Source organism: Phenylobacterium kunshanense, assembly GCF_003254525.1.
Taxonomy (GTDB): domain Bacteria; phylum Pseudomonadota; class Alphaproteobacteria; order Caulobacterales; family Caulobacteraceae; genus Phenylobacterium; species Phenylobacterium kunshanense.
The window spans coordinates 227002-245123 of sequence record NZ_QFYS01000003.1 but is presented as its reverse complement, the minus strand read 5'-3'; the positions used below and the strand labels follow the sequence as shown (position 1 = coordinate 245123).

General features: G+C 69.6%; 19 protein-coding genes. 16 read left to right on the top strand and 3 right to left on the bottom strand.

Features of this window, described 5'->3' with window-relative positions; translation table 11 throughout:
- The first annotated feature begins 2 nt into the window (after positions 1–2).
- Genes DJ019_RS09205 through DJ019_RS09175 form a run of 7 tightly spaced genes read left to right on the top strand, consistent with a single transcriptional unit; the run spans position 3 to position 5449 of the window.
- Positions 3–590 (top strand): lytic transglycosylase domain-containing protein, encoded by a 588-nt coding sequence (locus tag DJ019_RS09205; RefSeq protein WP_111275721.1) that lies wholly within the window; start codon positions 3–5, stop codon positions 588–590.
- The gene (locus DJ019_RS09200) at positions 587–889 is read left to right on the top strand and encodes a TrbC/VirB2 family type IV secretion system protein (protein WP_111275720.1); all 303 of its coding nucleotides are present in this window, start codon (positions 587–589) and stop codon (positions 887–889) included. The genes DJ019_RS09205 and DJ019_RS09200 overlap by 4 nt, the downstream gene beginning before the upstream one ends.
- Entirely contained in the window at positions 889–1221 is a 333-nt protein-coding gene (locus DJ019_RS09195) for a VirB3 family type IV secretion system protein (RefSeq protein WP_111275719.1), read from the top strand. Before DJ019_RS09200 ends, DJ019_RS09195 begins: the two co-directional genes overlap by 1 nt.
- The gene (locus DJ019_RS09190) at positions 1214–3598 is read left to right on the top strand and encodes a VirB4 family type IV secretion/conjugal transfer ATPase (RefSeq protein WP_111275718.1); all 2385 of its coding nucleotides are present in this window, start codon (positions 1214–1216) and stop codon (positions 3596–3598) included. The genes DJ019_RS09195 and DJ019_RS09190 overlap by 8 nt, the downstream gene beginning before the upstream one ends.
- Positions 3595–4296, top strand: coding sequence for a TrbJ/VirB5 family protein (locus DJ019_RS09185; protein WP_111275717.1), 702 nt, complete (start codon positions 3595–3597; stop codon positions 4294–4296). Before DJ019_RS09190 ends, DJ019_RS09185 begins: the two co-directional genes overlap by 4 nt.
- A complete protein-coding gene (locus tag DJ019_RS09180; protein WP_111275716.1) occupies positions 4293–4511 on the top strand; it encodes an EexN family lipoprotein in 219 nt (72 codons plus the stop codon). Before DJ019_RS09185 ends, DJ019_RS09180 begins: the two co-directional genes overlap by 4 nt.
- Complete coding sequence (locus DJ019_RS09175) at positions 4511–5449, top strand: TrbL/VirB6 family protein (protein WP_111275715.1); 939 nt, start codon at positions 4511–4513, stop codon at positions 5447–5449. The genes DJ019_RS09180 and DJ019_RS09175 overlap by 1 nt, the downstream gene beginning before the upstream one ends.
- A gap of 12 nt (positions 5450–5461) precedes the next feature.
- On the opposite strand, the gene DJ019_RS09170 is transcribed toward DJ019_RS09175, so the two are convergent.
- On the bottom strand, positions 5462–5779 hold the full coding sequence (locus DJ019_RS09170) for a VpaChn25_0724 family phage protein (protein WP_133255274.1): 318 nt from the start codon (positions 5777–5779) through the stop codon (positions 5462–5464).
- Positions 5780–6139: 360 nt separating this feature from the next.
- Between DJ019_RS09170 and DJ019_RS09165 the strand changes: the two genes are divergently transcribed.
- From DJ019_RS09165 to DJ019_RS09135, 7 genes are all read left to right on the top strand, one after another.
- Positions 6140–6820 carry a VirB8 family type IV secretion system protein gene (locus tag DJ019_RS09165; protein ID WP_111275713.1) on the top strand — a complete coding sequence of 227 codons (681 nt, stop codon included), beginning with the start codon at positions 6140–6142 and terminating at the stop codon, positions 6818–6820.
- A complete protein-coding gene (locus DJ019_RS09160) occupies positions 6817–7674 on the top strand; it encodes a TrbG/VirB9 family P-type conjugative transfer protein (RefSeq protein ID WP_111275712.1) in 858 nt (285 codons plus the stop codon). The genes DJ019_RS09165 and DJ019_RS09160 overlap by 4 nt, the downstream gene beginning before the upstream one ends.
- Positions 7671–8771: a type IV secretion system protein VirB10 gene (virB10, locus tag DJ019_RS09155; RefSeq protein WP_111275711.1), complete on the top strand. Its 1101-nt coding sequence runs from the start codon at positions 7671–7673 to the stop codon at positions 8769–8771. The genes DJ019_RS09160 and virB10 overlap by 4 nt, the downstream gene beginning before the upstream one ends.
- On the top strand, positions 8768–9769 hold the full coding sequence (virB11, locus tag DJ019_RS09150) for a P-type DNA transfer ATPase VirB11 (protein WP_111275710.1): 1002 nt from the start codon (positions 8768–8770) through the stop codon (positions 9767–9769). The genes virB10 and virB11 overlap by 4 nt, the downstream gene beginning before the upstream one ends.
- A complete protein-coding gene (locus tag DJ019_RS09145; protein ID WP_111275709.1) occupies positions 9735–11594 on the top strand; it encodes a type IV secretory system conjugative DNA transfer family protein in 1860 nt (619 codons plus the stop codon). The genes virB11 and DJ019_RS09145 overlap by 35 nt, the downstream gene beginning before the upstream one ends.
- Positions 11587–12168, top strand: coding sequence for an LPD7 domain-containing protein (locus DJ019_RS09140; RefSeq protein ID WP_111275708.1), 582 nt, complete (start codon positions 11587–11589; stop codon positions 12166–12168). The genes DJ019_RS09145 and DJ019_RS09140 overlap by 8 nt, the downstream gene beginning before the upstream one ends.
- Before the next feature lie 202 nt (positions 12169–12370).
- Positions 12371–14089 (top strand): class I SAM-dependent methyltransferase, encoded by a 1719-nt coding sequence (locus tag DJ019_RS09135; protein ID WP_111275707.1) that lies wholly within the window; start codon positions 12371–12373, stop codon positions 14087–14089.
- 39 nt (positions 14090–14128) lie between these two features.
- On the opposite strand, the gene DJ019_RS09130 is transcribed toward DJ019_RS09135, so the two are convergent.
- Complete coding sequence (locus DJ019_RS09130) at positions 14129–14974, bottom strand: protein NO VEIN domain-containing protein (protein WP_111275706.1); 846 nt, start codon at positions 14972–14974, stop codon at positions 14129–14131.
- Between the two features lie 381 nt (positions 14975–15355).
- On the bottom strand, positions 15356–16618 hold the full coding sequence (locus DJ019_RS09125; protein WP_133255273.1) for a hypothetical protein: 1263 nt from the start codon (positions 16616–16618) through the stop codon (positions 15356–15358).
- 301 nt (positions 16619–16919) lie between these two features.
- Between DJ019_RS09125 and DJ019_RS09120 the strand changes: the two genes are divergently transcribed.
- Positions 16920–17675: an iron-containing redox enzyme family protein gene (locus tag DJ019_RS09120; RefSeq protein WP_111275704.1), complete on the top strand. Its 756-nt coding sequence runs from the start codon at positions 16920–16922 to the stop codon at positions 17673–17675.
- The gene (locus tag DJ019_RS09115; RefSeq protein WP_205854131.1) at positions 17672–18025 is read left to right on the top strand and encodes a tRNA-binding protein; all 354 of its coding nucleotides are present in this window, start codon (positions 17672–17674) and stop codon (positions 18023–18025) included. Before DJ019_RS09120 ends, DJ019_RS09115 begins: the two co-directional genes overlap by 4 nt.
- The last annotated feature ends 97 nt before the right edge of the window (positions 18026–18122 follow it).

Sequence of the window (18122 nt, the reverse complement as noted above, 5' to 3'; positions counted from 1 at the left end):
CCATGCTGGATCCCCAAATCGTCGCCGACCTCGCCGTGCAGTGCGCTCCCGGTGTCGCCCCCGCCACCCTGCTGGCCGTGGCGCGCGCCGAGAGCGACCTCGATCCCCTCGCGATCGGCGTGAACGGCGCCCGCGCCCGGCGGCCACAGCCGTCGACGGCCGCGGAGGCGGCCGCAGCGGCGAGATCCCTTGCCGCGGCCGGCCGCGACATCGATCTTGGCCTCGCGCAGATCAACGTCCGCAACCTGGCGCGGCTGGGGCTCTCCATCGAGGCTGCGTTCGACCCGTGCCGTAATCTCGCCGCCGCCGCAGTGGTCCTGCGCGAGGGCTATGCACGTGGGCGGGCCCGGCACGGACCTGGCCAGGCGGCCCTCCGGGTCGCGCTCAGCGTCTACAACACCGGCCATGCCGAGCGCGGGTTCGCCAACGGCTACGTGGCCCGCGTCATCGCCAAAGCTGGCACACGCCTTCCCGCCAACTCGACGCCGCCGCCGGCGCCGCAGCCCCAGCCGCCCGCCTGGGACGTCTTCGGCCGCGCCGCCTCGCCATCGCCTCGTCTCGTCATCTCCGTCTCAGGAGCCACGCCGTGAACCTTCCGCGCCGCGCACGTCGCATCGCCCTGCTCGCCCTCTCCACCTCGCTCGCGGCGAGTCCCGCCTTCGCCCAGGATGTCGGCGGGGACCTCGGCGGCTTCATCCAGAACATCATCGACCTGCTCAACAGCGGCGTCGTGCGCGGCCTCGCGGTCCTGGCCGTGATCATCACGGGGATCGTGTGGATGTTCGGCCAGATCGACCTGCGTCGCGCCGGCACGGTCGTCGTCGGCATCATCGTGATCTTCGGCGCGTCGACCATCGTCGATCTGATCACCGGCGGCGGAGCCGGCTGATGACCTCCGCCGAACGCCTGCAGGAAGACGTCCTGCTCCTCGCCTGCACACGGCCGGCCCTGATCCTGGGCGTGCCGATGGAGGCCATGGGCGCGAACCTGATCGTTTCGACGGTCGCGTTCCTGGGCGGTGGGTCGCTCCTCTACCTCCTGATTGCCCCGGTCCTCCACGTCGTCTTCAAGGCGATCTGCCGCGCGGACCCCAACGCCTTCCGGGTCCTCTACCTCTTCGTCGAGACCAAGGGCCGGGCCCGCAACGGCGGCCTGTGGGGCGGCAGCTCGCCGAGCCCCCTGTCGCTCGGTCGCCGCCGCGCGGTCGTGCGTCATGCCTGACCTCGCCTCCCACGCCGCGCCGGAGCGCGCACGCGGACGCGAGTTTCTGGCGGCCCGTACCCTGCCCTACGCGCGGCACGTCAACGATCGGATCGTGGCCCTGGACACCGGGGCCCTGATGCTTGCCTTCCGCCTCGACGGCGCCAGCTTCGAGACGGCCGACATCCGCGACCTCAACGACCGGCACGCCAAGCTCAACGGCGCATGGCGCAACCTGGCCTCGGACCGCCTCGCCGTCTGGCATCATCTGGTCCGTCGCGAGGCCGAACCGCCCGCGACCGGCGCCTTCCGATCCGACTTCGCCCGCGACCTCGACGCCGCCTATCGCGCCCGGCTGGGCCGCGAGCGCGTCTTTGCGAACGAGCTCTACCTGACCCTCGTCCTGCATCCCGCCGGGGACGCGGCCGAGCGGACGCAGGCCTGGGTGGGCCGGCTCATCCGCGCCAGCCGGGTCGACCTTGAGACCGACGACGCGGTACGTCGGCTCGAGGAGGCCGGCGACGCGCTGCAGCAGCACCTGGCGCGCTATCGCGCCGAACCGCTCGGCCTCTACGAGCGGGACAGCCTCTGGTTCTCGGCGCCGATGGAGATGCTGCGGCTGGTCCTCACCGGCGAGCCGGCGCGGGTTCCCCTGGTGCGCGGACACCTGGGCGAGGCGATCTACACGGCGCGCCTAATCTTCGGGCGCGAAGCGCTCGAGATCCGCGACGTCGCCAGCGCCCGCTACGCAGCGATGCTAGGTGTGAAGGAGTATCCCGCCGCGACGCGGCCCGGCCTCTGGGACGGCCTTTTGTCAGCCCCCTACCCGCTCGTCGCGTCGCAGTCCTTCAGCTTCCTGTCCAAGGCCGCCGCCCAGGCGATCATGACCCGCAAGCAGAACCAGATGCTCTCGGCGCGGGACCGCGCCGCCTCGCAGATCGACGACCTTGACCAGGGCCTGGACGGGCTGATGTCCAACCGCTTCGTGATGGGCGAGCACCAGGCCAATGTCCTCGTCTATGGCGACACACCCCGGAGCCTGGCCGAGCACCTCGCCAGCGCGCGGGCCCTGCTCGCCGACGGGGGCCTCGTCGCAGCCCGCGAGGACCTGGGCCTGGAGGCCGCCTTCTGGGCGCAGTTTCCGGGCAACTTCCGGCTCCGGTTGCGGCCCGCGGCGATCACCAGCCGCAATTTCGCGGGCTTTGCGCCCTTCCATACCCATCCGGCCGGCCGCGCCTCCGGCAACCACTGGGGCGCCGCGGTCACGACCCTGCGGACCTCCGCGGGCTCGCCCTTCGCCTTCAACTTCCACGTCGGCGACCTCGGCCATACCTTCATCTGCGGCCCTTCGGGATCGGGGAAGACGGTCGTCCAGAACTTCATGCTGGCGCAGCTCGAGAAGCTCGGCGCGCAGCAGGTGTTCATCGACAAGGACCGCGGCGCCGAGATCTTCGTGCGCGCCTCCGGCGGGACCTATCTCGCGCTCACGCCCGGCCAGCCCAGCGGCTTCGCCCCCCTGAAGGCGCTGGCGGACACGCCCGCGGAGCGCGCCTTCCTGGGCGCCCTGGTGCGCCAGATGGTGCGGCATGGCGAGCGTCCGCTCGCGCCGCAGGAGGAAGCGGCGATCGACCAGGCCGTCGCCGCCCTTCTGCCGCTGCCGCCGGCCAGCCGGTCGATGGCCGCGCTCCGCTCCCTGCTGGGCCAACGGGACGCCGGCGGGATCGGCGCGCGGCTGGAACGGTGGCGCGCGGGCCAGGCGCTCGGCTGGGCGCTCGACAGCGACGAGGACGTCCTCCCGCTCGAGGCCCGCTTCGTCGGCTTCGACATGACCCACGTGCTCGACGCGCCCGAGGTGCGGACGCCGCTCATGATGTATCTCTTCCATCGCCTGCAGCGCCTGGTGGACGGCCGCCGGCTGGTCATCGACGTGGACGAGTTCTGGAAGGCGCTGGGCGACGAGGCCTTCCGCGGCCTCGCCCAGGACGGCCTCAAGACCTTCCGCAAGCAGAACGCCTTCCTGGTGCTGGGGACACAATCCCCGGCGGACGTGCTGCGCTCCCCGATCGCGCACACCATAGTCGAGCAATGCGCCACGAAGATCTTCCTGCCGAACCCGTACGCGGCAGAGCGCGACTACATCGACGGCTTCGGCCTCAGCGCGCGCGAGTTCGCGCTCGTGCGCGACGAGCTCTCCGCGAGCTCCCACCGCTTCCTGGTCAAGCAGGGCCTCGACTCCGTCGTCGCCGAGCTGGACCTCGGCGGCCTCGACGATGCCCTGGCGGTCCTCTCCGGACGGGCTGAGACCGTCGAACTCCTCGACCATATTCGCAGCGAGCACGGCGACGATCCGGCCCGCTGGATGGTTCCTTTCCAAACGGCCCGGAGGCAGCTCCCATGAGATCCCTCGTCCCTCTCGCGCTGGCGGGCGCGCTCGCCTTCGCCTCGCCGGCCTCCGCGCAGCTCATGGTCCACGACCCGACCAGCTATGCGAGCCTGATCCGCCAGGCGACGACCGCGCTCGACCAGCTCAAGGAGCTGCAGTCGCAGGTCAGCGAGGCAAAGCGGCTGTACGACGGGTTCAACACCGGCTCAGGCGCTGGCGCGCTCGCCGGCCTCCTGAAGGCTCCCGAACTCCGCGCCTTCGTGCCCGAGGTCGACAAGTACGTCGCCGCGGCGCAGGGCGATCTCGCTGCGCTCGGCGAGATCGGTCGCCGCGCCGCCACCATCCGCGCCGATGCCCGGCTCTACACGGCGCCGGCCGACGATGCCTTCGGCCAGGAGCTGGAACGGCAGGGCGACCGCGCGGCCCGCGACCTCGCGCTCGGGCGCGCGGCCGCCACGGCCGGCGCACAGCGGCTTAAGGGCCTGAACGAACTCCTGGCCGCGCTGGACAGCGCGCCCAACGCCCGCGCGGTCATGGACCTGCAGGCGCGGATCAGCGCCGAGCAGGCCCTCAGCCTCAACGACCAGATGCGGCTGCAAGGCCTCGCCATGGCCCAGGACGCCGAGGCCCGCCTTCAGGCTCAGCGCGAGCGGGAGCGCGCGACCGCTGAGGGGGAAGCTCGCTTGCAGCTCTTCCGGAGGACGTTCCAGTGAAGCGCATATTCGCCGCAGCCCTGTGTCTCGCCGGATGCCAGGCCGAGCCCCGCTCAGTGTCGTACTTCGAGGCCCATCCCGAGGATGCACAGCGCGTGGTGACGGCCTGCAAGGACGGAACCCACCGCGGCGGGGAATGCGAGAGCGCGCGAGCTGGCCTCGCCGCGATCGAGGCTGACAAGCGACTGAAGCTCTTCAAGAAGAGTTTCGAGTGATGGACGGCGACTTCCGAATCTTCTCTCCGGCCTACGCCTTCATCGACGGGAAGCTTGATCAGTTCCTGGATGCTGGCGCGGGTCGCATGCTGAGCGAGGTGGCAGGGCCCTTGCGGCTCGCTGTCGTGCTCTATGTGCTGCTGTACGGGTTCGCCATCCTGCGCGGTGTGATTGCGGAACCGATCATGGATTTCGCGATCCGCTCGGTGAAGCTTGCTCTGGTCATCATGCTTGCCACCACCGCCGCCTACGGCGATTGGATCAGCCAACCCCTCTTCCATGGCTTACCGGATACGATCGCACGCGCCGTCTCGGGGGCGTCGAACCAGGACGCCGGCGCTGCCTTCGACGAGTTCTTCGGGCGAGCGGCCTACCTGGGGCAGAAGACGGCGGACCGCACCACCCCAATGAACTGGGTCCCGCTCGTGGTGAGCGGCGCCGTATTTGTCTTCGGCGCGCTCGCGGCTGCGCTAGGTTTCGGGATCGTGGTCCTGAGCAAGGTGGCGCTCGCGCTACTCGTGGCGCTAGGCCCGGCCTTCGTCGCCTGCTCGCTCTTCGAAGCCACGCGGCGCTACTTCTTCGGCTGGCTGAGCCAGGCCGTGAACTACCTCGTCCTCTTCGCCCTCATGTTGGCGATCTTCCAGCTGGTCCTGTCTCTGGTTGGGGAACAGTGGGGCAAGATCGACGGGCAAGATCCTGTCGTCGGCTCGCTCATTTTCATCGCCCTCTGCCTCCTGGGCGCGATCTTCTTCCTGCAGACGCCGGCCATCGCGGCCGGTATCGCCGGCGGGGCCAGCATCGGCCTGGCCGATTTCGGCGACGCCGCGGGCCTGCGCGGCGGCAGTGGGGGGCGATATGGCGCGTCGTCGGCCGACGGAAACCGGGGCTTCGCGCCACCGCAGGGCGGCTCGATCCGGCAGATCCGCGGCCCGCGCTGACGTGCAGCGGCCTCAGTAGGGACAGTCGGCGCCCACCTTCGGCACACCTTCGAGCTCCGTGCAGCCCTCTGCGGCATCCGCGCCGCGCCGGGTCAGCTCCGCGACCATCAGCGATAGGTGCATGCGGGTATGGACCGCACCGACGCGGTCGAGATGATCCAGTGCGCTGCGCGTGGCGTCGCAGCCTCCGTAGAGCGCCACCTGCCGCAGGTATTTCCCGAGCACCTCCTCGTTCGCGCAATGGCCCGGCGACTTCCACAGGCAACGGAGGATGGCCAGCCGGCGCTCGTCCGAAAGGATCTGCTGCATCGGGTTCGTTTGGTTGCTCAACGGCCATCCTCTCGTGGCGACTCTGGCGGACGCTACGCCGAGTCCCGCGTCAGTTCCGGACGTCCGAGGAGGGGTAGCCTTACGTCCTCCCGCGTCGCGGCTGGACTTGGCAGGGTCAGGCAATGAGGTCGTCATGCCCCTTGCGCCATCCGTGAATCCGCTCCGCACCGCCCCTCGTCGCCGGCTATGCGCATGGCTCGCCGCGATCGCCCTCCTGGCGGAAGGGTGCGCCTCCACCCCGAACGACGCTCCCGGGTGCTCGGGCCAGCGCCGCCCCGCGAACCCGCACGGTTCGGTGCTGACGCCCAATGTCCAGCCCGCCCCCACCGTCGGGGCGGGCCAATGCCAAGGCGGATCGCGATGAGCGGCGTCCGAACCCCCGACCTCAGGGCCTATCTCGCGGAGGCGAGGACCTGGGACCACGACCGCCTAGCCGCCGCCTACCGGTCGCGCCGCCTTGCTTGGAGCATCGCCTCCGTCGCGGCCCTGCTCGCCGGCGCCGCCGTGGCGGCCATCGCGGCGCTGACGCCGCTCAAGACTGTTGAACCGTATGTGGTCCGCGTGGACCGTGCGACCGGGGCCGTCGAGGTCCTGCGGGGCCTTCAGCACGACGGGCCGGCCCGCTACGACGAGGCGGTCACCAAGTCCTTCCTCGCGACCTATGTCCGGGCTCGGGAAGGCTGGCTGCCGCAGGCCGCCGAAGCCAACTTCCGCCAGGTCTCGATCATGTCGACGCCGGACGAGCAGCAGCGCTGGGCGCTGGCTTACCGCCCGACGAACGCGGCCAGCCCGCAGGTGACGTATGGTCCCGCCGCCGACGTCCAGATCGCGGTGCGCGCCATCAGCTTCGTGGCGCCCGGCGTCGCCAACGTCCGGTTCCACCGGACCGTCCGGCGCGGGGCCCAGGTCGAGGAGTCCGACTGGATCGCCACGGCGGCCTACGCCTACACCAAGGCGCCGATGGGCGAGAGCGACCGGCTGCGCAATCCCCTCGGCTTCCAGGTCTCCTCGTATCGCGCCGATCCGGAGGTGGTCCGATGACCCGCCCCACCGTCGCACTCGTCCTGCTGGCGGCGCTGGCCACGACTGCGCCGGCCGAGGCCGTCGAAGTCCCTCGGCCCGGCCCAGCCGACCCACGCATCAAGACCATCGACTACGATCCGCAACAGGTCGTCCGCATCGTCGGCGCGTTCCGCACGGCCACGCAGATCCGGTTCGGAGGCGATGAGACCATCCTGCACGTGGCGCTGGGCGACACCTCCGGCTGGGAGGTGGCGCCTGAGACCAACATCCTCTTCGCCAAGCCGACCACGCCCCGGGCGCCGACGAACCTCATCGTCACCACGCGGTCCGAGGCCGGCGAGACCCGGCACTACACCTTCGAACTCGCCGCCCGGGCGGGGCGGACCAGCCGGAGCGCCGTCGACACCTACTTCGTCGTGCAGTTCCGCTATCCCGAGGCCGAAACCCGCAAGCTCCAGGCCGCGCTGTCGGAAGAGGCTCGGGCGCTCGAGCAGCGCGTGCTGCAGCTCAAGCTCGAACGTGGCGTGCTCGAGGGCCCGCGGAACCTCGCCTACGCGCTGCAGGGGTCCGCCGCCATCGCGCCGTCCGAGGTGACCGACAACGGCCGCTCTACGGTGCTGCGCTTCCCGGGAGCCCTGGCGGTGCCGGCGGTTTACGCCGTCTCGCCCGACGGCTCCGAGGCGCTGGTCCCGTTCGACGTGCGCGGCGAATTCCTGGTCGTCCACCAGACCGCCGCGCAGCTGCGGCTTCGGAAGGGCCGCGAAGTCCTCTGCATCTTCAACCTCGCCTACCAGCCGGCCGGCCGACCGACCGGCACGGCCACCGCGGCGCCGGACGTCGATCGCCCGTTGCGTGAGGAGGCCAGCAAGTGACCGACGTCCCCACAGCCTCCAGCCCCGATACCGACCCGCCGCTCGATCGTACGATCTCCCCGATCGCAGGCCCCCTGTCGTCGGGCGGCCGCGGCAAGGCATTGGCCTTCGCGGGCCTGCTCGTCGGCTGCGGCGCGGTGGCGCTCGCCACCTGGAGCGCCGAGCAGCCGCGCCCAGAGCGCAAGCGCGAAACACCTGCACGCCAGGTGGTCGCGTTCGAACCGGCGAAATCCCCGCCCCCGACGCTGGCGCAGCCCGGCGCCGGCTCGCCGAGCCTGACAAAACCCGGCGGCGGCGACATCGTGCCGGCGATCGAGGGCTCGACCACCGAGGCCTCCACGCCGACCACCAGGACCGGCAGCGTGTCTCCTCGAGAGGCGGCGCGGAGGTCGCCCCTGATGGCGTACTCCCGGGGCGGGGGCCTGTCGCTCGCCGGCGGCGCCCCCGCCCTCATCCCGGCGCTGGCGCCCGACCGCGCCGCAACCGAACTCGACGACCTGCGCCGCGGCTCGACCATCGGCCGCGCGACTGCGGCGCCTGTCGGCGACCGCAACTTCCTGGTCCTCGCCGGCGCGACGATCCCCTGCGTGCTGCAGACAGCGATCGACACCACCACGGCGGGCTACGTGACCTGCTTGATCGACCGGGACGTTTATTCCGACAACGGCGCGGTCGTGCTGCTCGAGAAGGGCGCGCGCGTGCTCGGCGAGTACCGGACGGGAATGCGCCAGGGCCAGGCCCGGGTCTTCGTCCTCTGGACCCGGGCGGTCACTCCGAACGGCGTGGCGATCTCGCTCGCTTCGCCGGCCAGCGACGCCCTGGGGCGGGCCGGGTTCGGCGGGACGGTCGACACCCACTTCTGGGACCGCTTCGGCGCCGCGATCCTGCTCTCGATCATCGACGGCGGCGCAGCCGCCCTCGCCGACGACGGCGCGGTCGGAACGGTGCGGCTCCCGTCCGACGCGGCCGGGCTCGCCGTCCGCCAGGGCGACGACATCCGGCCGACCCTTCGGAAGGACCAGGGGAGCGAGGTGGCGATCCAGGTGGCCCAGGATCTCGACTTTTCCTCCGTCTATGCCCTGCGGCCGCGGCCATGACCTTCGACCCCGCGATCCTGACGCATTACCTGGCCCCCATCCGGGCCGAGCTGGACGGGCCGGGCGTCACCGAAGTGGTCGTCAACCGGCCCGGCGAGTTCGGCGTGGAAGGCCCGCAGGGCTGGCGCTGGATCGCGGCGCCGGAGCTGACGGCCGCGGTGCTGACGCGGATCGCGGTGGCGGCCGCGGCGGCCACGGCTCAGGACGTCTCTGCGGAGCGGCCGGTGTGCTCGACGGTGCTGCCGAGCGGTGAGCGCTGCCAGATCGTCCTGCCCCCGGCCGCCGAGCACGTCTCCCTGACCCTCCGCAAGCCGTCGGCGGCCACCTTCGCGCTCGAGGACCTCGCCCGGGACGGCTACTTCGACGACGCCGCCTCCGCCGTCACGCCCCTGCGTCGCGCCGATCCCGCTCTGGCGAGCTTGCGCGAGACCCGCGACTGGCCGGCCTTCTTCCGGCAGGCGGTCAAGGACCGGCGCAACATCCTGGTCTCGGGCGCCACCGGCTCCGGCAAGACGACCTTCGCCAAAGCCCTCGTCGGACTGATCCCGGAACATGAGCGGCTGATCACGATCGAGGACGCCCGCGAACTCGTGGTCCCCCACCGCAACGCCGTGCACCTGCTCTACGCCAAGGATGGACAAGGGCTCGCCCGGGTGGGTCCGCGCGAACTGCTGGAGAGCGCGCTGCGGATGCGCCCGGACCGCATCCTGCTGCAGGAACTGCGCGACGCCTCGGCCTTCTTCTACCTGCGCAACGTCAACACCGGCCATCCCGGGTCGATCACCACCGTGCACGCCAATTCCGCGGGCCTGGCCTTCGAGCAGCTGACCCTGCTGATGAAGGAGAGCGAGGCGGGCCGCGACCTGCACCGTGACGACATCCGCCATCTGCTCACGACCCTCGTGGACGTTGTCGTCCACGTCGAGCGGAACGGCGGCCGGTTCCGGTTGGCGGAGGTGTGGCATGAGCCGCTTCGCCCACGCGCCGTGGCCGCTTAAGGCCGCCCTCGGCGCCGGCGCGGCGGCGGCCGTCCTGGCCCTCCTTGCGGGCCTGACGGCGGTGATCGCGCTTTCCGGCCTGCGCCGCCTGTCCGGCGACATCGACTGGGCCGCGGTCCCCGCCTGGTTCTGGTACTTCCGCCACGACCCCGAGGTGCAGCGCTGGCTGAAGGTCGGCGTCCTCGGCGCGGGCGGAGCCGTGCTCGTGCTCGGCTTCGCGACCGCCAGCCAGATCCGCCGCTCGCTGTACGGCGCAGCGCGCTGGGCGAGCGAAGCCGAGGTCCGGCGGGCGGGCCTGCGCGCTCGCACCGGCATCCTCCTCGGGCGCAAGTCCGGACGGCTGCTAGTCTTCGGCGGGCAGGAGCACGTCATGCTCTATGCCCCAACCCGCACCGGCAAGGGCGTCGGCGTGGTGATTCCGAACCTGCTGACCTGGCCGGACTCGGTCGTGGTCCTCGACGTGAAGCGGGAGAACTGGGAGGCTACCGCCGGCTTCCGCGCCCACCACGGCCAGGCGGTCCACCTGTTCGATCCACTCGATCCGCAGGGCCGCACCTCGCGCTACAATCCGCTCAGCCACATCGACCGCGCCGACCCTGTGGCGGTCCTCGACGAACTGCAGCGCATCGCGGCCATGCTCTTCCCGCACCCGCCGAACGCCGATCCGTTCTGGGCGGAGTCGGCGCGAACCGGGTTTGTCGGCGTCGGCGCCTATCTCGCCGAGACGCCGGAGCGCCCGCTCACGCTGGGCTCGCTCTACGCCGAGCTGACCGCCGGCGACCCCCGCACGCGCTTCCCGGCCCTCATCGCCAGCCGCCGCGAGGACGGCCGGCCGCTGTCGACCGGCTGCGTCCGGGCGCTCACCGACTTCACCTCAGCCTCGGAGAACACCTTCGCGTCGGTTCGCCAGAGCCTGACCGCCAAGCTGAACCTCTGGCTGAACCCGCGCGTCTGCGCCGCGACCGCGGCCAGCGACTTCGACCTTGGCGCGCTTCGCAGCCGCCGCACCTCGATCTATCTCGCCGCGTCCCCGGACAACCTGATCCGCCTCGCGCCCCTGTACGCCTTGCTCTTCCAGCAGCTCATCGACCTGTCGTGCCGCGAGCGCCCCGACTCGGATCGTCATCCGCACCAGGTGCTCGTCTTGCTCGACGAGTTCGCGCGCCTGGGCCACGCCGAGGTGCTCGCCAAGGCCTTCGCGTACGTCGCCGGCTACGGCCTGCGCCTACTCCCGGTCCTGCAAAGTCCCGCCCAGTTGCGCGCGGAATACGGCGCCGATGTCACAGAGGAAATCCTGTCCAACTGTGCGGTGGAGATCGCCTTCGCGCCAAAGGAGCTCCGCCTCGCCCGCGAACTCTCCGAGCGCCTCGGCGACACCACCGTCCGCAGCCCCTCCCGCAGCCGCCCCAGCGGCCTTTCGCGCGGACATCGCAGCGTCAGCGAATCCGAGCAGCGCCGCCCGCTCCTCCTGCCCCAGGAGCTCACCCAGATGCCGGCGGACGACCTCATCGTGCTGAAGGCCGGCATCCCGCCGATCCGAGGCCGCAAGCTGCGCTACTTCGCTGAGGCGGCCTTCCGGCGCCGCCTTCGTCCCCCGCCGCCCATCGACCCGGCCGCCCCCATCGACGACTATCCCATCGACGACGCCCCCGCCGCATCCTCGGCCGATCCGCTGACGCTCGAGGCGATCGCCCCGATGCTCGCCGCCGAGGGCCTTGAGGCGCTCCCGCCCGAGGGCGCGACGCCCGCCGAGGTCGAAGCCTGGGTCGAGCGGTTCATCGACGCCACCACGCCAGCGCCCGCCAAGGAGCCGTCCCATGGCTGAAGACCTCAACATCGTCGCCCCCGAGGGCGACCGCCGGACCTCCACGCCCGGCGACGTCCCGGAGCAGCTGCGCCGCCGCTACTTCACCGAAGCTCGCGGGGGCCGCGGCCTGGGCTTCTACGCCGGCGCACGCAGCGAGGCGGCCGCCTTTCGTGACCACGGCGGCCGCCTCACCACCGACCGCAACGATCCCCACGTGGTCCGCGACCTCCTCGCCATCGCCCAGCACCGCGGCTGGAACGCGATCAGCGTCCGCGGCCACACCGAATTCCGCCGCGAAGTTTGGCTCCGCGCCCAGGCCGCTGGCCTCGAAGTCCGAGGCTACCGCCCCACGGAGCGCGACCGCCAGCAAGTCGACCCGGACCGCTCGCGTTCAGGCTCAAGACAGCACTCGCCCCTCGACGCCCAGACCCGCCTCCGGATCGTCGAAGGCGTGGTCAAGTCGCGGATCGTGGAACCCGCCGAACAGCAGCGCATCCTGGCCGCAGCCCGGACCCGCCTTGCAACCTGGCTCGAACGGGGAGCGTCTCTCACGCCGGCACGGGCGAAATCGAGGGACCATCAGCGCGGGTAGTGGCTTGCCTAGCCGGGGGTTGCCTTCGCCTCCACCCGACGCGGTGCTTCAGGCTCAGCCTGTGCCGCTCGCAGGGCGTGTGGCCGAGCAACTCGTACAGGCAGCCGAGGCTGCCGAAGCGTTCGAAGTCCAACCCGGCGAGGCTTGAACGGCGCGCCCCTCCTCCCCTAGCTTCCACCGCGGGTGGGGAGTTGGTTGAGACGTGCAGGATCCGGTTGTCGGATATGACGCAAATGGCGCGGCGTTGGTCGCGCGCTATGAAGAGCTGCGCGCGGAAGATGTGCACGCGGCGTTCCTCGGCTTCCTGCCGCCAGGCTCCGACCGCCTCGCTCTGGACATAGGCGCCGGCTCCGGCCGAGACGCCGCCTGGCTCGTGAGCCTCGGGTTCGAGGTTGTGGCCGTCGAGCCCGCCCGCGGAATGAGAGAGGCAGGCGCGGCGCGTCATATCGGATCAGGCATCCGCTGGCTCGACGACCGCCTCCCCGCCCTCGCCGCTACTCATCGCCTCGGCCTGGCGTTCGACGTCATCCTCATGAGCGGCGTCTTCATGCATGTTCCGCCGGAGCAACGGTCCAGAGCGTTCCGGAAGATCGCAACCTTGCTCAAGCCCGGCGGACGTCTGCTCATATCGGTGCGGGACGGCGCCTGCTCGACCGACCGACCGATGTGGCCCGTCTCCACCAGCGAACTCGAGGCGCATGCCCGGGCGCAAGGCCTGATGATCCTGAAGGTCGCGGCCGGCGCGGACCTTCAGCAACGCTCGGAGGTGGAATGGACGACCTACGTCCTGCAGATGCCTGACGACGGCGCCGGCGCCCTGCCGCTGCTGCGCGGCATCATCCTCAACGACGACAAGTCGGCGACCTATAAGCTCGGCCTTCTTCGCGCCGTCGCGCGGATCGCGGACACCGCCCCGGCGCTCGCCGTCGAACGTCACGACGAGGACGTTGTCGACCTTCCACTCGGCGCGGTGGCGCTGAACTGGCTGCGGATGTACCTGCCGCTGGCCGCCGCCGATCTCCCGCAGCTCCCCGGCAACCGCGGCGCCGATCGCCTTGGGTTCGCGGGCGACGCCTTCCGGCAGCTTCTCGCCGACCGCGTCGCCGGGCAGGACCTCAGGATTGGCGCCAGGTTCACGGGTTCGCGCGCCGCGACCGTGGCGCAGGCGCTGGCAGATGCTCGCTCGAACATCAGCCGAATGCCGGCGCACTTCACCCGCTATCCGAATTCTCAGAAGCCGGTCTTCGAGGCTGCGCCCGCGCGCGCACCGCGCTTTGCGGGCGAAATCACCATGGACGCGGAGACGCTCCGAAGCTTCGGAATGATTGGCGTACCTGGTCCCGTCTGGCGCACGCTCCAGCGATTGGGCGCGTGGGTGGAACCTGTGCTGATCACCGAATGGGCGCGGCTCATCCAAGGATTTGGTCTGCGGATGGGCCGCACCGTGGCCCCGGGCGAAGCCGAAGGTGCGCTGCTCTGGCTCGACCCGGCGCGCGACACCGCCCTCGCCCGCGATGTCGCAAAGCGCCTCATGGCGCGCGGCGAGACGGTGCGGTGCGTTTGGACGGGCAGCCGCCTTCGCGCCGACAGTTTGGACATCGATCACTGCCTTCCCTGGACGGCTTGGCCGTGCGGCGATCTCTGGAACCTCTTTCCCGCTCGTCCGAGCGTCAACCGCAACGCTAAACGAGACCGGCTCCCGTCCGCGACGGCCTTGAACCAGGCGCGGGATGGGTTTCAGAAGTGGTGGTCGCTCGCCTGGGAGGCGGATGACGCCCTCGCCGACCGGTTCTGGCGGGAGGTGGACGCCGCCCTCCCCGTCCAAGGCGGGCGTGACCTCGATGACGTCTTCGCGGGCCTCGAATGGCGCCGTCTCCGCCTCAGGCAGGATCAGCAGGTACAGGAATGGACAGGGCCGTGACGCGAAGCCCAAAGAGCGGCGAACTGTTCGGCGCCGGCTCTAGGAGAACCGAGCTTCGAAGGTCAGCGGCGAGAGACGAACGACTTCGGACAACGGCGGCTCGAGTTCGAACGCGCGCCGGTCTTGCGCAAACGCGTACAGGCGCACGAGGCGAAACGCATCAGGCCGCTCCTCGGACAGCGCACACTCGTTTCGGGTCAGGTAGAAGGGAGTCATCCGATTGCCGAGCGTGGTCTTCACCTCCACGAAGCGCTCGCGGCCGGCATGATCGAACGAAAGAATGTCGTAACCCGCCCCGTCGCCGTCTTCCTGGGCGACCCAGCGCACCTTGCGCGCAAGATCGGGGCGTTCTTCGGCTTCTAGACGCGTCCGCTCGAACGCCAGCACCACTTCCTCGCCGGCCTTTCCTAACGCGCGGTTGCGGAAGTCGCGTTCTCCAGCATCGAACTTGTGGACCAATCGTCGGAGTCCTTCCGGCCGTTCGGTGCTTGGACTCAGGAGCGGCGGCGGCTCCAGGAAGGGAAGCTGTAGGCCATCAACAACACCTCCCGCATCGAAATCGTTTGCCGCGGGCTCCCAGAGGACCGGCTCCTTAGCCAGGTACCTCTCAATCGCCTGGAGTATGGACCGTTGGTAGTTCGGGTAAGGCTTGTACCCGGCGATCGTGGGTCGCCCCAACTGGTCCAGCACGGCCGAAATATTCATATGCTTCGACTCGACGGACCTGTGGGTCCGGCCGGTCAGCTTCATGACTTCGCGACAGTGGTGGGCCTTCACGTATCGCTCGCCGCGCAACTCGGCGGTCAACATCGCGAAGTAGTCTGCAACGATGAGATCGAGCTCAGAGTCGGTCCAGTCCGTGCCGTACTTATTCTGATCGACCATACCGCTCCGCCCTTGGCCCTAGCTTGCGCGGAGGTCCTGGGTGCTTCAAGGGCTTCGCCTCTGCGCCAGTTGCGGAAGTTGGGGCCGCTACGCAAAGCGGACATTGCATGAGGCGGAGTGGGGAGGGCAGCCTTCACCGTCAGTCACCCGCCAAGCGAGCGCGTGGTGTTCGGGACGCTCAGCTCGGGAGCGGTCCGACTCTCAGGCCACGCTCTCAGACGCCGGGACGGGTCGGCTGGCGCGAGAGCCATCGTCCGACGTTGGTGGTTGGTCGAGTAGTTCGGGCCGCGAAGGACGGCTGTCGGTCGAGCAACGGGACTCTTCGAAATGTACCTCGACGCCGATGCCCCGACGCCATTTCGGCCGGCCTGTCGTGACGGGTTATTCCGCCTCTTCGGAGGACCATATCTTCAAGGCTGCGTTGAACGTGTAGAACTCGTCATCCGCCGGGTTGAATTCGACGAGTTCATCGTCGTCCGGGATCTTGAACCGCGGGGTGCCGTCCGCCCGCCGGAACTGGTCCTGCACTTCGTGGACCATGTCCTTCTGGGAAATGGGTCGATCGTCGAAGGTCACCGGACGATGCGGGTCGAACTCGAAGTCGACGCGGTTGCGGATCGAGCCGAGGAGGTCTCCGATCTCTTCCCGAATATCTTCAAGTTCGAAGACGCCGATGTTGGCTTGATCGTGCCGTTTCGCCTCACAGCGTCGCATGACGAACCGCGCCGCGATGGGCGTTTCGCTGTCCATGGAGAGCGCTAGTCCGTGGAACCGCTTCGCGCGCCGGAATCGCCTCCCCTTCACCATCATGAGCTTCAGCGCATTGTACTCCTTCATCGCGCCGAGGAAGTAGACCCACTCTCCGGCAGGCACGACCAGACCCCGAGTGAACCGCGGTCCCTCCTCGTCCAGATCGACAAAGGCGTGGAAGAAGGAGCAGCCCGGAAAAGCTGGTGTCGGTGCCATGATGGCCATGAAGCTCTTGACGACGTACCCAGGCCGCGAATGGAAGCGGTAGCAGACGAAGTGAGCTTGCCCAGCTGCCTTGTCTTCCTCCGTCAGGAAGCGATCCGCGACCAACGAGAAGTCGCCGGCCGGTGCGCCCAGCTCGGCTGTCAGCTTCTCGATGGCGAGCGCCCCGAACGCTTCGAGCTCGGCGCGGGCAGGGTCCTTGGCCGGAGCCTTGGCGGGCGCGGGCGTCGCGCCGACCTTCGCCTCCAAGTCCTTTATCAGCGCCCGCAGGCCTTCGCCCACCTCGGCCAGCTTCCTTTCGGGGTTCAAGCCGTCGTGGTCGTCGATGATGTGGAGGAGGACACGCGCAACCCGGCTGAACTTGCTGGGCGGGTTCAGGGTCCCTTTGCGCGACGTACGCGCCGAGCTGTTCGCCCCGGGGACCGATACCTGCGCTAGCTTCGTTCCCATCGGCTTCGTGATGGCCTCCTCGGCCTCCAACTGCCTGGCGTAGGTCTGCACCCGCTGGATCGACTTTGCGTCCACCTCAAGGCTCATTGACCGTGCGACACTGACTAGCCGCGCGGGTTTGAGCTTCAGCTCATTGCAAACGGACCCCAGGGCCCGGGCGACCGCTTGACGCCGCCGGTCCACGGTGCTCCAGAAAGCATTCTCGGCTTCGTCGTTGGCCATGCCGCACTGCCCCCTCGCGCACGGTCGTGAGGACGAGTTCGGGACGTGTCATGGACGTGACCGGAACGCGTCAGAGTTGTTAAGGTTGTTCATACGGGCTGTGGGGCGACCTCTGCAAGGCGCGGATGCGCCGCGACCGGAACGCGGATCGGCCACCTCATGACCCGGTGCGGGCGCGACGCTCGATCCAAGGCCGCATTCGCGCCGCGCGGGTTCGAATCGCCTGATCGCGCCGCTCGCTAGTCCGTTTCCCGCCGCGACTTGCGCCTCGATCCTGCTGGCGTTCAGCAGGAGCGAAGCCATGACCCACCCCCACGCCACGGCATCCCTCGAAGCCGTCGTTGAAGCCCGCTTCGATCGCCACCCGTTCGAGAACGGATTGACCCGCGCGAACGCCGAGCAGGTCCTCAGGCACTATCTGGCGATGTCGATCTCGTTCCCCTTTCTGCAGGCAGGGGCTATCGCCGACACCTTCCAGTACCTCGTCGACGCCCAAGGGGACATCGACGCCGAAGCGGAGGCAACCGCGGTGGTCGGCGCCTTCCTGGTGTGGGACGAGTTCGGGGGGCACGCGTGCCTTATGCAAGAAGGGATGCCGGGCCTGCCCAACATCCTCCGGACGTCGGCCTTCCACGCCAACCTGCTGCGCCGTGACCTGCACACGATCTTCGGGCGCGAGATCACGCCCGAGTTCGGCGAGCCGACGGCCAGCTACCTCCGCGCGCTGCGGGTGGGCCTCTCCAATGCCGATCCGCTGCGTAGGGTCGCCCACATGGCGGCGTTCGAGAAGCACGCAAACCAGATGATCAACGCCCTGTGGAACGGCCTGGAATCCGGCATGGGCTGCAAGAAGGAATCCCTGGCGTACTTCCAGACCCATGTCGGCGGTGATGATCCGGCGGAAGCGTACCATGTCATGATGACCGAGCGTCTCCTCAGCAACACCGTCTGCGCCGCCGAAGCGCCGGGCTTCCTGAAGTGGTTCGAGGACGCGTACGCTTTGAACTGGGAGTGGTGCGAAAACCTCACGTTCCTGAGCCCGGAGAGGGGCCAGTGACGGCCTACGACGCGCATCCGTTGACGTGGGACGAGTTCCTCCGCGTCGAGATGCGCGTCGGCACGGTCCTCTCTGCCGACCGGAACCCGATCGCGCGCAAGCCCGCGTTTGTGCTGAAGATTGACCTTGGGCCGAGTCTCGGTGTCCGTACCAGCTCGGCCCAACTTGTCGCCCGCCACGACGTGGCCGATCTGGTCGGCCGACAGGTGATCTGTGTGGTGAACTTTCCGGCCAAGCACGTCGCAGGCGTTCGCTCCGAGGTGCTGGTCCTGGCGGCTACCCCGTCCGAGACCGAGGCCGTGGTCATTCGCCCCGACCAAGTCGTGCCCAACGGGGTGCGAATCGCGTGAACAATTGAACGTTGTTCGTGCAGGCCCTGGCCGGATCCCTACGCGGCTTGCTCCCGGGATGGACCCTGGCAGACGGCGACCGCGCGGTCGCGGTGGG